The sequence below is a fragment of the Pedobacter sp. SAFR-022 genome, assembly GCF_051965375.1.
GTDB lineage: Bacteria > Bacteroidota > Bacteroidia > Sphingobacteriales > Sphingobacteriaceae > Pedobacter.
In genome coordinates, this window is sequence record NZ_JBQCME010000005.1 from 131,294 (window position 1) to 145,233 (window position 13,940).

The window sequence follows — 13,940 nt, forward strand, 5'->3', positions numbered from 1 at the left end:
GACGCATTATTGCGGTCATACTTTTCTTGTTTAAATTGAGGCTTTAAGCCTATTGTTCCCGGATGAACGTCAGGCGGTTGATCCAGATCTTCTTACCCTCCTGACCGGGTTTAAACTGGAAGGTAATACTGCTTTTGAAGGCATCCAGCGTGATGGGCACAAGGAAGCTGCGATCCCGGATCTGCTTGTCTGGCGAATAAAAGGAGATACTATCGCGCAACAAACTTTGGCGCTGCCAAAGGCTCACCAGGGCACCCTGTTGATTACTTTCCAGATCAGCATACAGCTTGTACCGGCCGGCCGGAATTTCGGAAAGGTTGATGCGGATATTGCCGCTGTTGTTTGCCGTATAAGTATTGCCGTCGATGCTGAAGTTGCCCATCACACTATAGTTCATGAGCTGCGGATAAAGCATCAGCGTGTCTGGCATATAGACCTTTGTGAGCGGATTGGATGGTTGTTGCTGATTGCTGTGAATGGCCTTATCAGCATAATAAAGGGCAATGGACGTATAATCCACCCGTTTGTTGTTGTGCTCGGGCCCATGTTCGATGAAGTGTCGCAGCTGCTTTTCAAAGGGCATTTTATCGGATAGGAAAAGCCGGTATCCGCCGGTGCGGCTGAAAGGCAGGGAATAATCCAGCGCGCCATGCAGCGGTAGGCTCATTTTGGTGTCCCAGCGGTCGAGCATGGCATACCAGCCGCCATTAAAGTAATCTTCCGATCCGGTACCGTGGGCAGTCATTTCACCATCTACATAGGTTTCATCATCCCCTTCAAAGAAAAGTGTCATACCTGGTTCCAATCCCTGGGCCTGTAATATGGTGCCTACATAATGTCCTTTACCGGCCCCTTCGAGAAAAAGGTGTGGTTTGCCCAGTATTGCATTCAGGTCCTTATTCCAGAAGGCATAGAATTTTCCTTCCTTGCTGATGTTCCGCTTTTGATCGTTGTACTGCAATTCAACATGGACCTTCTTCGTTTGTGCTGCAGTGGCAGCCAGATTTGATGCTGCCGGCTTTGGTGGACGGTATAGCAGTTCAATCTTGGCTTTACGGTCGTAGGGCATCGGGAAGTTCAGGTAGAGCGTATCGCCCTGGGTACCCGTCAGCAGGCTTTGCATGGAAGGGCTGCCGAAAGCATAACCGAAGAAATCGGCCACAGGCGCATACACCGCTGCTATATTTTCATCATCCCAGGTGATGCGCAGGTCAATCTGCTTGTCAAGTCCGCTAAATGCCGAGGCCGGACTCAGGGCCAGCCTGGTTATGCGGCCCGGGGTGTTGAGCTCGGCGACAACCTGGCTTGCCTCCGGCTGCAGTTCCAGATCTTTGACCAGGCTTTTGGTACCTGCGCCGCTTGTTCCATGCGCCTGAACAGCTTTCCAGGAACTTTCGAGCGACTTGACCGCTTGGGTTTCCGCGGCATTCAGCTGCAGGCTAAAGTTCTGTATTCTGGTGTTCTTCGGGTAAGCACGGTATTGGATCTGGTAGAACTCCATCTTCTTTCCCCGGGAAACCACCTTGCAACCATTCTTAAACGGAATGGGCAGGTAACTGTAATAGCCACCCAGTTGATTGCCACAAAGCGGAAGTACAAAGGGAAACACTTTGTTACTGAACAGATCGGAGAACCGAATGCTGAAGCTGGGTTTGCTGGCGCCGCCGAAGTAAAAATCTAGGATGTCGTTATTTGGTGTAGGTGTCCAGATGCGGTTGATCACGCCATTCCCCTTGGCTTCGAAGATCACCAGGCTACTGTCTGCATTACGCCGTACGAAAGAGTATTTGCCGCTGAAGCCATCATCATTGTTGCCGGTGGTATCATAGGAAGAGGTTTGCCGAACCAGCAGGTTCGTTTCGTAGGCGGGAAGTGTGGAGAGGTCCTGCATCTTCCCGAGTTCCGTTAATAATGAAACCCGGCCTTGTTGTGCAGCAGCGGGAGTGCTAATCACCAGGATCAGGAGCAGCAGACACTTCAGCGTCTTAACATGGCGATCTTTAAATAGGTTCATAGGGGTATTTGGTTAGGTATGCTCTAAATTAAACAAGATTAGCCAAGTTCTTCACAAATTATGAATGATCTCTTAGAGGTTCAAACAGCAGGTTTAACGATTTAGCTGATGCTTGCGCTTCGTGTGGGGCCGGCAGTGCTTCTCCCGGTATCGATTTGATCCAGGATTATTGTTGAAAAGTCTGTGGACAAGTTTATCGCCTGTGCAATAATGTGCACTTGTGTAATGTATAGCATCTACTTACCTTGAGTATATGAATTTTAATTAATTCCTCCTTATGTATTTAATAAATCGAAAGCGATTTTCTTTAGACAACATTGCAGCGCTTCTGAAATCGGATCTCCAGCCCGCCAACATTGAGGCCAGTATTCACAAACAATCTTTAGCAGTCCTGCAGCAGTTGATCGCCAGCAGCGGACTTGAAGCGGTTGAAGGTTTGAAAGCTTTCCGCTACAACATTCCGTCAAAGGATTTCGAACAGCTTTGCCAGCAGAACTATTCGGACCTGTTCCGGCTTAGAGACGATTTTCAATTGCTGCAGCAAACCGACCTGGTTGAGGGCTTGAATTCGGATGCTAAGGCGCTTTATACCGCGTTGTGGGCGATGCTTGACGTGCTGGCCAGCTACCTGGAAAGCACAGGTATTTCTGGTATGGCCCCGCATGAAATGTTGCCGAAGTATTACCTGGAAGGCAGATTAGGCATATTACGGAAGGAAATGTTATTGCTCCAATCCAAATTTCAGGCCTGCAATGCGGATGAGCAACTAACCACTGTTATTCTGGATCATTTCAGGCAGTTTTCCATCTGCCAGGAATGCAGTCAGCAGCAATTACAGTACATGGAGCAGCTGATGGCTGCCCTGCTGGATATGCCAAAAGCGTGCGGTAAGGAAAACCAGGATTTAAACCTGATGCATAAAGTTATCCAGCTGAACTTTAATGCCCCGGGCGCCTATCAGTATTGCCGCGATAAGATTCTGGAGTTACTGGAGGATACCCAAGGCAGTACCAGACGCATGCTGCTGCTAACCTGGCAGCTCAAAACGCTTAAACAATTGTTGCCGGTTCCCGGCCTGGCCTTAAACCTGCAGTATCCGGAGCTGAAGGTCCTGCTGATTGACTTTGTCCAGGCAGAGATCAGTTATCAGGAAGTTGCTGCATCAGAAAGCCTGCAAAAGCATTTACAGCCAACCAAAACCCAGAAAGCGCCGGGCCAGGCCGGCAGGTTTGGCAAATTCAGGCTGCAGCTCAGTCAAAGGGCATTGGCCATCGTTTCGCAGACACTGATGAGCATGGACATCATCCCTTTAGGTGTAAAAGAGCAGCGACGCTTTACGGAGTTTCTGGCTGATCATTTTACGACCGCAGGGCTGGAAGAGATCAATCCCGACAACTTTCGCCGCCGCTACAAAGAAAAACACGGCTCGACCAGTGAAAGCGTTGTAGAGCTGCTGGAGCGGATGATCCTTTTTATCAAACAGGAATATATGGGACTCGCTAGTCCGCTTAAAAATTAACTCATTTTTTTTCAGCCAAAATTCGGCCTTCTGATGCCTTTAAATGCTGGAGGCAAAAAGGTGGCTGCCACCCTGCCACCATAAGCCCCGGGCTAATGAAGTTCATTTGTATCGTAATGTTTGCACAGCGTCTGACCAGCGGCGCAGTGGGACTTACGAAATAAACAAATTTTATAAACCCCTTAAAACAAAAGAAAATGGGAATTTACAATGAAGGCATCCTCGGCTTTTTCAGAGGAAAAGTAGGACGTGTAGTAGGCAGTGTGGTACGTGGTGTACATTACATGAAAGGACTTGGTGATGTGCGGGCAGACAATCCGACCCAGGCACAATTGGATCAGCGATTGAAGTTCGCTTTGATGACGAGCTTCTTACGACCGCTGCACGGTTTGGTAAAAACAGGCTTTCCAGCCGGAAAAACAGGGCTGACCTCGCTGAACAAAGCGATGGCTGCTAACCTGAACGAGGCCATCACGGGTAGCTCACCAAATTTCAGCATTGACTACTCCAAATTCACTTACAGCAAGGGCAACCTGCAAAAGCCAATGGGTGTATCGATCGACGGTGCAGAGAACAGCAGGCTGGTGTACAACTGGGAGAATGCGGGCGCAAGTGCCGGCACAGATCAGCTGACCTTGCTGGTGTACAACAAAACCAAGGATCTGTATGTGCTGCTGCCAAATGCGGCACCACGATCGGCAACGACTTATACGCTACAGTTGCCGCTGGATTTCTCGGATGACCTGGTGCATTTATGGTTGAGTTTTGTAGCTGCTGATGGCAAGGATGTGAGTGACAGCTTCTACATGGGTTCATTGAACGTGATGTAAGCGGTTGTTCTGCAGGAAGCGCGGCCCGCTGGCGGCCGCGCTTTTATTATAGCCAGCATTATCCCCTAAAAACATAAAATTTTCTGATGAAAACATTAGGTATCAAAATAATAAGTTATATCAACCGCATTCCCCGGCCCGGACTGCGGCTGCTTCCGATGGAACTGCTGTTGTTATCCGGCCTGCTGCTCTCCCTCTGGGTGATGGGCAACCGCTGGATGCAAAACAATATGCCGCTCTCGGGCAGCATCGATCCCAACATCTGGCTGCTGATCCTGCTGTCGCTGATCTGCTTTGTGACGCTTGCCGGCTTCTGCGGGCTGCTCCTACAGCGGCTGTGGCAGAGCCTGACCTTGCCCCCATTATCGACATTGGTTTCACAATTTAACACCTTAGCACCATGGCAACAGCTCGGATTCTATTACTTCTCCTTTGCACTGCTCCTGCTTTCGGCTATTGGCTGCCTCAACGCCATCTGCTAAGCCGAAATTTGCCACTTCAGGCAAATCGCAGGCTATATATGCAGGATGCAGCTCCTGCAAAGCTTGCTGCCGCCTTGCGCATGATCGCCCTTGCGGAAGCCGCACTGCTGGTCCGGGAGTCCCGGGGTAGAAATGATGGTCCGCAGGTGGAAATTTACCTGCACTATGTGGGTCTGAAGAAAGGACATGCCTGGTGTGCCGCTTTTGTAAGCTGGCTGCACGGACAGGCTGGTTTTGCACAGCCGCGTTCGGGCTGGTCGCCCGCGCTTTTCCCGGCAGCGAAACAAATCCAGCTGGCACGGCCCGCAGCGGTACTTGGCATTTACATACCGGCATTAAAGCGCATTGCGCATGTAGGTCTGGTCACGGGGACCAGAGCGGATTGGGTACAATCCGTGGAGGGCAATACCAACCCTGCGGGTTCGCGCGAAGGTGATGGCGTGTACCGCAGGTTACGCCACCGGCGGTCGATAAACCGCTATGCCTATTTTTTATAACCCTTTTACTCAAAACATTTTAAGATCCTCCTATGAGCTTTTATATCCTTTTAAATGGCTCCGCTTTTCAGCCGGGCCTGATCCGCCGCAGGAAGTATGATGCGCCAGCCTGCTTCGAAGTGCGGATCGCCGCGCGGGAGTGCGCGATGTTCTTTGAAAAGCTAAAAAATAGATTGCCTGCTAGCGGCCCAGGCAAACTGTCTTTTGCTGCGGTGAGCCTGGTATTACTGCTGCATAATGCCGGATGCGGAATGCGTAAAGTGGAACGGCAACGACAGGTACAGGAGTTAAACGAAAGCAGCGCGCATCATGCTGACAGTTTAAAACTGGAGAAAACAGCATCGTACAGAACTTACCAGCGGCGAGGGACGGATTCCATAAGCAGCGCCTTTGCCCTGGAAATCTGGCCAAGCGGTCCATTCCGCATCAATGCTGAAAAGGGCTTTGAAGGTACAGCGGAGCGGGTGCTGGTTCATGGGCATCGCCTGGCATTGTTGCGCAGCACCGAGCAATCGGAACTGCAGGATAGCAAGAGCAGTCTTGCGAGCAGCCGCAAGCAGGATAAGCAGCAGCGCAGTTTGAGCCAGAAACAGGAAGTATTGAAAAAGAACCCCGCATGGAAATGGGCCTTGATCATGCTGGCCTTAGCTATTGGCTGTTATATGGCTGTTGATCTGTTAAGACGCCACACTTTCTCCGGGAAGCACCTGCTTTGATTTGGCCGGGCCGATCTTGTCACCAAAAAACATCAAGGCCAGTAGGGATCTTTTAGGTACGATCAGCTGTAGGATGATGGGTGCTCCAAGTCCGATCAACAGGCCGGCAAGTACATGTACCAGGTTGTTGGTCACATGCAGCTTCAAAAGGAAGATCCTGGCGGCAGCCGTGCCGAATACATGGAAAAGGTAGATGCCATAGGAGAAGTTCCCCAGCCAGATGAGCCGTTGGTTCTGCAGGCCAAGGTTGATCAGCAGCATACAGGCGGAGCTACCGACCAGTAAGGTGAGGCCATGATCCAGGAACATCGGCATTTTCGGGCCATCATATACATATAGCTGGTAAGACATCGACACCAGGAACACCAAGCCAACCACGAGCATATTCGTTCTGGTAAAGATGAGGTCGAAAAACCGCTTCAGGATCAGCCCCAGCAGGAAAAACGTGAGCAGGAAAGGTACATGCTGGAAGCTGAAGAAGCGGAGGTCTACCAAGCCGCTGAAGAATACCATGGCGGCAATAAACAGGCAGAGCAATGCGGTTTTCAGGTTGTCCAGGAGTTTCAGCTTTTCCAATGCCGTAACCACAAGGAAAGTGATGATCATGCCCTGCAAAAACCAGAAATGTGCAAATGGAAACAGGTAGATCGTCCAGATCTCGCCAAGTTTGGTCTTGCCATTGGTGCCTGGGGTAAAATATTGCAACAGGAAAAATAACGTCGATACCACAATCAGCGGCACGAGCAGGCGGTTCACTTTACGTTCCAGGAACTTAGGCACGGAACTAAACCGGGAAAGCGGCTTATAGGCATACACGAAACCCGAGATGACGGTGAACAGGGGCATCCGGATATACTGCAGGATATAATAAGCATAACGCCAGCCGGAATCGTCAGGCACCTTCAAGCCATCCTGGGCGGTGTACCCGATGATGTGGCCGAAAACCATAAAGAATATGGCCAGGCCGCGCAGGGTTTCAATATTTAGATCTTTATTACTACGGATCGTCTCCATTCGAATTATTTTGTTGCTAACCGGCGATTAAAGTAGTGCTAATCGCAGGAAAGTTCAAGCCTGCAGGACGAATGGGGAGCAAAATGTGTAGTTAGCGGCCTGCCGCTTCCAGCAAGGCCCGATAGGCAGCTTTGGGTTTATACTCCACATCGAACAACATCGGATGGTCCCGGTTCTTGATCTTATTGTTCCGGAAGGCATCGGCATCGCCCACATTCCAGGTGGTGATACCAAACTGCTGCTGCTTAGGGATATTCCGGTAGGCCAGGAATACGGCTTTATATTTTTGGGCCTGCTGACTGGCGAGCAGATCGTCCATCAGGAAAGTTTTCGGTTTATTGTACTTTACGGAGATCTCCAGCTCGGAGATGTGTACCAGCAATCCCGTACGTGCAGCACTGTTGATGGCGTTTTTGATCTTTTGATCAGAGATCCGGACCACCAGGTGCATCTGCATTCCCAGGCCGTGGATCGGCACGCCCCGGCGTTTAAAGTCCTGCACCATAGCGAGGATCTTCTGTAATTTCTTGCCACCAAATTCATGCCCGTAGTCGTTGTAGAACAGCAGTGCATCTGGATCTGCCTCATGGGCAAAACGGAAAGCCATGGCGATATAGTCCGGCCCCAGCTTGTCGAGCCAGATGGACTTCTTCAGTGCGCCACTCTCCGCCACAGCCTCATTCACGACATCCCATGACAGCACCTTGCCTTTGAAATGTTTTACTACGGTATGAATGTGCGTTCGCAGCAAGTTCTCCCAGGCTTTCCGGTCACCTTTGTAGTTTTTGATCCAGTCTGGAACTTTCTGCGGCCACAGCAGGGTATGTCCGTGCACACGCATGTTGTGCTGTTGTGCAAAGGCGACAATTTCATCTGCTGCTTGAAACCGAAATTCGGTTTCGGAGGGGTGTAATGCTCCGAACTTCATTGCGTTTTCTGCAGTGATGCTATTGAACTCCCGGGCCACAGTTTCGCGGTAAATGGCACGTTTACGAAGGAGATTGGCATTGAGGGCGGCCCCCACAGGAAAGTCGAAAACGGACTTCAGGCTTGATGAGCCCTGATTGGGCAGCAAAGTACGGGTATTTGCGGTGCCTTTAATGTTTTTAGGCTCCTGTGCCCATGTGATGGTCTGAAATGTTGTACTGATAAAGAGGATAATCAAAAACAGGCTGAAATTCATATGTTCAGATCTAGCAAAAGCCATGCACGAAAAAAGAGTGACCCGGAAGGATCACCCTTTGCAATGAAAATGCGATTTTGAAATTAGCGTCCCAAACCGGCTTCAATGAAACCTCTGTAGGCACGTTTTGCTTTATATTTTTTATCGAACAATAATGGGTAATCGTGGTCACGATTTGGATAAGCCTTATTGAAATAAGAGTCATTATCGCTTACCCCCCATGTGGTGATACCGAACTGTTGTTTTTTAGGAACTGTTTGTAAGTAGCCTTTTACAATTGCCTTAATTTTTTCTCCTTGCTCTCTGGCTAGCAGGTCATCCAGGATAAAGGTTTTCGGCTTGTTCTTTTTCACCGATACGTCGAACTCGGAGATGTGAATTAAGAGACCTTTGCTTGCTGCCAATGCTAAGTTAGTAGTGATTTTGGATACGGTGATACGTAATACTGTGTGTAACTGGAAGCCCATACCGTGGACTGGAATACCTCTTTGCTTAGCCTCTTCGATCAAAGCCATGATGGTACGCATTTTTTTACCGCCAAACTCCTGGCCATAATCGTTATAGAATAATTTGATGTTCGGATCAGCCTCATGTGCGTATTTGAATGCCTTGAAGAAGTACTCTCTTCCCAGTTTTCTGTACCAGATGCTGTTTTTAAATTCACCGTTATCAGCAATGGCTTCGTTTACCACATCCCATGAGCTTACTTTACCTTTGAAGTGCTTAAGAACAGTCTGGATGTGTGATTTTAAAAGTCTATCGAACTCGGCTGCGCCACCTTTGTGGTTAAGCAACCATTTTGGTTGTGTGCCATCGTGTGACCAGACCAGTGTATGGCCGTGAACAACCATGTTATTTCGTTTAGCATACTCCACAATGGCATCTGCTTTTTCGAAGGTGTATTTATCTTCCTCAGGGTGAAGGGATTTAAATTTGAAGTTACTTTCGGAACTTAACCTTGAAAAATCTTTACGGAGGGTTTTATCGTAGAGGGGCTCCTCCAGTCTCTCCTTTACCACGGCTGCACCGATTGGAAAATCAAAAACCGTTTTAAAAGTATAATCTTTCAGGTGGAAACTTCCGGCAAGTGCCTGTTCATCTCCCAGTTCATTTGCACTTACAACCGCTTCGCTAGAAACATCATCTGCGGGGGCAAGATCTTCTTCCATGGAAGACTTGCATGCCATAAGGTTGGACGTGAAAAGTAAGAAAGTGAGGGCGGCTAATTTGATGTTTGTTTTTCTGAGCTTTGAGTTGGTGGACCTCATTTGTAGATTTTTGTTTAGATCAGTGATATGATTAATTACTGGTCTATAATGGAAAAATATGCCATTGGCACGAACAAGCGCTACAAACTGATCTTATTTTAGGACAAAAAACAAAAATGGCAGGGTAATTGCGTTTCAGGCCGGTTTTGAAGTCATCAAAAAAAAATATTTTTTTTTATAAATTTTTATTGGCCCTACGACACTTGTAGAGCTTCTCTACACATTGCGGAAAAATAATTCATTTATGGAACAGAAAATGCTGATAAGGACCATTTTACAACCTTAATGTAAATTTTCTGTTGCATTTATAACTAAAAGTTAAAAAGAGCGCTATACAGCAAATGCCCCGCTACATCGGGGCATTTGCCGGATTTTAAGGATCATCAAGTCAATTCCTTAGGTAGCCAACACTTCTTTGGCAATCCTTTTACAGGAATCACCGTCTAAAAAAGTATATATCAGGGCACTCAGGCGTTCGCGATGTCCTGAATACTGATCATCTCCATTTAGCAGGTTTGAAAAGTGCTGAAGTAATTCTTGTTGTGTAGAGATCTTCGGTCCAGGCAGCATATCCAGGTATGGATATTTGAATCCATTTTCTTTTTCAAAACGTTCCAGATCATAGGGAATAAAATAGATCGGCCGGTTCAATAACAGAAAATCGTGGTAAATGGAAGAATAATCGCTGATCAGTGCATCTACATAAGGCAGCAGGAAATTGGTTTCCACGAATTCGTTGATCGTGGCCAGCCTGATGTTCGGGGTTTGCTGTACCAGCTGTTCTACCACGTCGATGCATGGCTTGTTGTCACGGAGATCCTGCACATGTAACCGTAAAAGCAGCAGGATGTTGTATTGCTCCAGGTAAGCTGCCAGCGCTGCCGGTTCGAAGTCGGCAAAGGGGAACATCATGGTCTTGGGGGTTTTACGGCGCCAGGTTGGTGCATACAGGATCACTTTCGAATACTGCTTACCCCCGGTAAAGCGCTGCCATTCTTCGAGTGCCGATGCAGGCGGACGGAACATCCAGTCGTTGCGGGGAAATCCGGTAAGTTTATACATTTCCGGTTTGATGCCGTTGCTGGCTGCCTGCACCTTTGCCATAAACGGCGAAGTGCTCACGGCGAAGGCCATCTGCCTGGAGGCAACCAAGGTATCATTGCGGTAACCAGCATCAACACCGGCATTGACTGCAAGTCTGGTGTTTTTGATGGACTGACCGTGGCTCAGGAAGATCATCTTTAATCCGGAAGGAACGGCGCGGTAATCAATGGCGATATCGCGGAGGCGGTTGGTGTAAAAGGCATATTTTGCTTTGTTGAGCAGCCATACGCCTTTGAGGCTGTCGATACGTGCAACGGGTAATCCCTGCGCTTTCAGTGATGCCTCCAGTGCCGGGTTGAGCGTAAGCCAATAATAGTTTTCGGAAGTATGGTGTTTGTTGAACCATTCGTACAGTGCCCGGCTGTTGTCCATGAAGTAAGCACCGTCCCTCGCACCAAATAGAATAAGATTAGAATTTCTATTATTTATCAGTAAGCCTACGGCCTTCGACAAACAGATATACCACGACTTTAGCAGTCTTGAAGGCATGATACCCTTATTGCGCATGTAATTTGTATAAGTTGAGATCGATATTAATGATTTTGTGGTTCTAAGATAAGATTTTTAACAAGCTTTTTGCTCCAGGGCATTCCTGACCATTGTACTGGAGGTTGAGGTGGTATAATCGAAATAGATGACGGATACGCCTTTTTCGGCGAAGTCACGCTCCAATGCGGTCCATTTAGGACTACCGGCCCAGTCACTGCCTTTGAAGATCTTATGGAAGCCGTAACGTTCTAAATCGCCAAGCTCATCGATACGCTCCTGTGCCACCACACGGTCTACCACACGGATGGCTTCCACGATGCTGCAACGTTCCTCAAAAGGGATCACCGGAATTTTGTTCTTCAGTTTCAGACAGAGTTCATCTGTGGTAATGCCGACGATCAACTCGTCGCATTCCATTTTCGCCCGCTTCAAAATATTCAGGTGTCCGATGTGGAACAAATCAAACACGCCTGTGGTGTAACCAATAATCCTTTTCATACCTTAAATTTAATGATATCTATACCCGATATCATGTTACAAAGTTAAATTTAATTAAACAATACCGCCGCGTATGCAGCTGCGATCCGTGCTGCCGAGAAATGCAGTGCCCTATCGATCAGTGCTGCAGGCTCTTGTGTTTCCGCCAGCGCTGTCGACATAGCGGCGGCCAGCGCTTCGTGGTCCCCTACGGGAAAGAGCCTGCCATATTCCCCATGGTTCAGAATATAGGCGGGACCACCGGTGCAAGCTGTTGAAATGACCTTTTTCCCCAGTGACAGCGCCTCGACCAGGACATTGCCAAAGCCTTCATAACGGGAGCTCAGCACAAAGAGCTCCGCCTGCTTGAGGATCGGATAGGGATTGTCCATCGCCCCGGGCAGCTTTACGTCGGCCTCCAGATTTAGGTCATTTATCAGCTGCTGCAGGTTTGCCGCCTCCGGCCCATCACCGATCAGCATCAGTCTGGCTGGGCACTGCCTGCGCAAGATGGCGAATGCACGAATAAGCGTTGCCTGATCTTTCATCTTGTCCAGGCGGCCGATGGTAACGATCAGTGGACTGCTGGCGCTTGCCAGCCAGGGATCATCCAGCTTTGCGGCTGCCTTCTGGTAGAAGCTTTTGGTCAGCACCGGATTATCAATGGTGTGGACCTGCGCCGGAGCGAGCCATTTCTTGGCTTTCAGCGCTTCAGCAACATCAGTAGAATTAGCAATAACGGCAGATGCGCCACGGTATGCCCAACGGATCAGGGCAATCATGACCGCATTGCGGTTTAATGTTTTGGTGATCGGGTTGATCTCGCGGATTACAAAACGGCCTTTACGGCCATAAAGCCACCAAGCTAGCGCGCTGACCACGGTAGCATCGTGGCGCACCGCGAGTATAGCATCTGGCTGCAGCTTGCGGAAATATTTCAGCAGTGTATAGGCATTGATGAATGGCCGGATAAAATGATGGATCCTGCGCTGCGGCAGTTTGTGGAGCTGCAATCCCGCCGGCAGACTGCTGAAATCCGGATCCTTGCTGTTCCCGTCGGTCAGGATAATGTGTACATCCATCCCTTCCTCCAGGTATTGCTCTGATAAGTTAAGTGCGATTTTTGCCGCACCACCCACTCTTAACGAAGGAATACAGATGACCAACTTTTTCTTCATTTCAGCAGGCTTTGCATGAGACGACCGAGCTTATAAGTTTCTTTTTTCAGGTTGAATTCGGATTCGATAAGTTGCCTCCCCTGCTGTCTCATCTGCTCGAGGGCTTCGCCAGGCATGTTGATCAGCAGCGCGATCTTATCTGCGATATCTGCCGGATCACCTTCCCTGGCCAGCAGGTTTTGAGCCGCCGTAGGGATTACTTCGGGAATACCGGAGTGCAGTGTTGATATACATGGGAGTCCCATGGCCTGCGCTTCCATTAAGACGGTCGGAATACCCTCTTTATCTCCGGTGGCACCAGTTTTACTGCATAGGATAAATGCATCGGCCTGGTTAAGTGCTTCTTTCACTTTAGCATGTGGCAGGGATCCCAGCAGTTTAATGTTATTTTTTAAGGCCTCGTCTTTTAGACGCTCCTGTAACTCGGCTTCCATTTCACCGGTACCAATGATCTTGAGGCTCAGGTCGGGATATTGCTTCAGCAGTAACTTGAAAGCCGCAATACAATCCAGGAAGCCCTTCTTTTCGCTGAGCCGGCCAATGGAGATGAAGTTTCGAAGGGGCCGTTGGATGGCTGTGCGGTAGTGATATTTGGAAATAGATTTTCCCACATGGATCAACTGCAGCTTAGCCTCGGGGCAGCCCAGGGCTTGCAGATGTGCCTTCATGTATTTGGACACCACCGTAATGGCTGCCGCGGCGTCGAACAATTCACGGAAGCGGCTGCGCCATACCGGGCTTTCCGGCAAGCGGAAAGCATCATAGCCGTGAAAAGAAACGATAAAAGGGATGTTTAGTGCTATAGCGACCGGCCTCAAGGTCCAGCCTTGAAGGCCAAAGTGGGCATGCACCAGGTCGGGGCGGTGGCTCTTGAGAAAGCGATGCAGCAGGCGTTGCCTTTGGCTTTCCAGCTCAGCAGCAGGGTCGAAACTACCGAGCCCTATGATGCTCAGCGCTTTCTTCAGGGCACTTGCTGCGCGCATCCAGGGACTGGGTACCAGGAGATGTACTTTTGAAAATGGGCGGTCTGTAGCATGGATGCGCTTAAAGGTGACCACCTCATTTTCAATTTCTGTTGCGTCCAGTTCCGTAATGGCATCATAGATGAACGTTTCGGAAAGCTTGGAGAATGTACGACACAAGTGTATAACTTTCATTAGAGCGAGTTG

General features: G+C 49.0%; 13 protein-coding genes. 5 read left to right on the forward strand and 8 right to left on the reverse strand.

The features are described 5' to 3' along the window. Window positions 1-49 precede the first annotated feature (49 nt). Entirely contained in the window at window positions 50-2,014 is a 1,965-nt protein-coding gene (locus tag ACTHQF_RS13230) for a glycoside hydrolase family 172 protein (RefSeq protein WP_440430737.1), read from the reverse strand. Between the two features lie 277 nt (window positions 2,015-2,291). Here ACTHQF_RS13230 and ACTHQF_RS13235 point away from each other — a divergent pair, with 277 nt between their 5' ends. The 5 genes from ACTHQF_RS13235 to ACTHQF_RS13255 all read left to right on the forward strand — a co-directional run bounded on the left by ACTHQF_RS13235 (window position 2,292) and on the right by ACTHQF_RS13255 (window position 6,058). After that, window positions 2,292-3,533 carry a hypothetical protein gene (locus ACTHQF_RS13235; protein WP_440430739.1) on the forward strand — a complete coding sequence of 414 codons (1,242 nt, stop codon included), beginning with the start codon at window positions 2,292-2,294 and terminating at the stop codon, window positions 3,531-3,533. A 197-nt stretch (window positions 3,534-3,730) separates the two neighbouring features. Further along, on the forward strand, window positions 3,731-4,363 hold the full coding sequence (locus ACTHQF_RS13240; RefSeq protein WP_440430741.1) for a DUF6266 family protein: 633 nt from the start codon (window positions 3,731-3,733) through the stop codon (window positions 4,361-4,363). 86 nt (window positions 4,364-4,449) lie between these two features. Then, complete coding sequence (locus ACTHQF_RS13245; protein WP_440430743.1) at window positions 4,450-4,845, forward strand: hypothetical protein; 396 nt, start codon at window positions 4,450-4,452, stop codon at window positions 4,843-4,845. A 38-nt stretch (window positions 4,846-4,883) separates the two neighbouring features. Further along, window positions 4,884-5,342, forward strand: coding sequence for a peptidoglycan-binding protein (locus ACTHQF_RS13250; RefSeq protein ID WP_440430744.1), 459 nt, complete (start codon window positions 4,884-4,886; stop codon window positions 5,340-5,342). A 32-nt stretch (window positions 5,343-5,374) separates the two neighbouring features. Further along, window positions 5,375-6,058 (forward strand): hypothetical protein, encoded by a 684-nt coding sequence (locus ACTHQF_RS13255; protein ID WP_440430746.1) that lies wholly within the window; start codon window positions 5,375-5,377, stop codon window positions 6,056-6,058. On the opposite strand, the gene ACTHQF_RS13260 is transcribed toward ACTHQF_RS13255, so the two are convergent. The 7 genes from ACTHQF_RS13260 to ACTHQF_RS13290 form a co-directional block, all read right to left on the reverse strand. Next, window positions 6,020-7,072 carry an acyltransferase family protein gene (locus ACTHQF_RS13260; protein ID WP_440430748.1) on the reverse strand — a complete coding sequence of 351 codons (1,053 nt, stop codon included), beginning with the start codon at window positions 7,070-7,072 and terminating at the stop codon, window positions 6,020-6,022. The two genes, ACTHQF_RS13255 and ACTHQF_RS13260, sit on opposite strands and share 39 nt — an antisense overlap. Window positions 7,073-7,163: 91 nt before the next feature. Continuing rightward, window positions 7,164-8,255 carry an endo-1,4-beta-xylanase gene (locus ACTHQF_RS13265; protein ID WP_440430750.1) on the reverse strand — a complete coding sequence of 364 codons (1,092 nt, stop codon included), beginning with the start codon at window positions 8,253-8,255 and terminating at the stop codon, window positions 7,164-7,166. A gap of 83 nt (window positions 8,256-8,338) precedes the next feature. Continuing rightward, window positions 8,339-9,523 carry an endo-1,4-beta-xylanase gene (locus ACTHQF_RS13270; protein WP_440430752.1) on the reverse strand — a complete coding sequence of 395 codons (1,185 nt, stop codon included), beginning with the start codon at window positions 9,521-9,523 and terminating at the stop codon, window positions 8,339-8,341. Between the two features lie 396 nt (window positions 9,524-9,919). Further along, a complete protein-coding gene (locus ACTHQF_RS13275) occupies window positions 9,920-11,134 on the reverse strand; it encodes a CDP-glycerol glycerophosphotransferase family protein (protein ID WP_440430755.1) in 1,215 nt (404 codons plus the stop codon). A 57-nt stretch (window positions 11,135-11,191) separates the two neighbouring features. Continuing rightward, window positions 11,192-11,614 (reverse strand): adenylyltransferase/cytidyltransferase family protein, encoded by a 423-nt coding sequence (locus tag ACTHQF_RS13280; RefSeq protein ID WP_440430757.1) that lies wholly within the window; start codon window positions 11,612-11,614, stop codon window positions 11,192-11,194. Window positions 11,615-11,664: 50 nt separating this feature from the next. Continuing rightward, window positions 11,665-12,771, reverse strand: a complete 1,107-nt coding sequence (locus tag ACTHQF_RS13285) for a glycosyltransferase (protein WP_440430759.1) — start codon at window positions 12,769-12,771, stop codon at window positions 11,665-11,667. Further along, window positions 12,768-13,928, reverse strand: a complete 1,161-nt coding sequence (locus ACTHQF_RS13290) for a glycosyltransferase (protein WP_440430761.1) — start codon at window positions 13,926-13,928, stop codon at window positions 12,768-12,770. The genes ACTHQF_RS13285 and ACTHQF_RS13290 overlap by 4 nt, the downstream gene beginning before the upstream one ends. Window positions 13,929-13,940: the final 12 nt, after the last annotated feature.

What these genes read in the sequence shown, in the direction of transcription:
- ACTHQF_RS13270 (WP_440430752.1), bottom strand. Translation starts at nt 9,523, where the DNA reads ATGAGGTCCACCAACTCAAAGCTCAGAAAAACAAACATCAAATTAGCC.
- ACTHQF_RS13245 (WP_440430743.1), top strand. Translation starts at nt 4,450, where the DNA reads ATGAAAACATTAGGTATCAAAATAATAAGTTATATCAACCGCATTCCC.
- ACTHQF_RS13275 (WP_440430755.1), bottom strand. Translation starts at nt 11,134, where the DNA reads ATGCGCAATAAGGGTATCATGCCTTCAAGACTGCTAAAGTCGTGGTAT.
- ACTHQF_RS13265 (WP_440430750.1), bottom strand. Translation starts at nt 8,255, where the DNA reads ATGAATTTCAGCCTGTTTTTGATTATCCTCTTTATCAGTACAACATTT.
- ACTHQF_RS13240 (WP_440430741.1), top strand. Translation starts at nt 3,731, where the DNA reads ATGGGAATTTACAATGAAGGCATCCTCGGCTTTTTCAGAGGAAAAGTA.
- ACTHQF_RS13285 (WP_440430759.1), bottom strand. Translation starts at nt 12,771, where the DNA reads ATGAAGAAAAAGTTGGTCATCTGTATTCCTTCGTTAAGAGTGGGTGGT.
- ACTHQF_RS13280 (WP_440430757.1), bottom strand. Translation starts at nt 11,614, where the DNA reads ATGAAAAGGATTATTGGTTACACCACAGGCGTGTTTGATTTGTTCCAC.
- ACTHQF_RS13235 (WP_440430739.1), top strand. Translation starts at nt 2,292, where the DNA reads ATGTATTTAATAAATCGAAAGCGATTTTCTTTAGACAACATTGCAGCG.
- ACTHQF_RS13290 (WP_440430761.1), bottom strand. Translation starts at nt 13,928, where the DNA reads ATGAAAGTTATACACTTGTGTCGTACATTCTCCAAGCTTTCCGAAACG.
- ACTHQF_RS13250 (WP_440430744.1), top strand. Translation starts at nt 4,884, where the DNA reads ATGCAGGATGCAGCTCCTGCAAAGCTTGCTGCCGCCTTGCGCATGATC.
- ACTHQF_RS13255 (WP_440430746.1), top strand. Translation starts at nt 5,375, where the DNA reads ATGAGCTTTTATATCCTTTTAAATGGCTCCGCTTTTCAGCCGGGCCTG.
- ACTHQF_RS13230 (WP_440430737.1), bottom strand. Translation starts at nt 2,014, where the DNA reads ATGAACCTATTTAAAGATCGCCATGTTAAGACGCTGAAGTGTCTGCTG.
- ACTHQF_RS13260 (WP_440430748.1), bottom strand. Translation starts at nt 7,072, where the DNA reads ATGGAGACGATCCGTAGTAATAAAGATCTAAATATTGAAACCCTGCGC.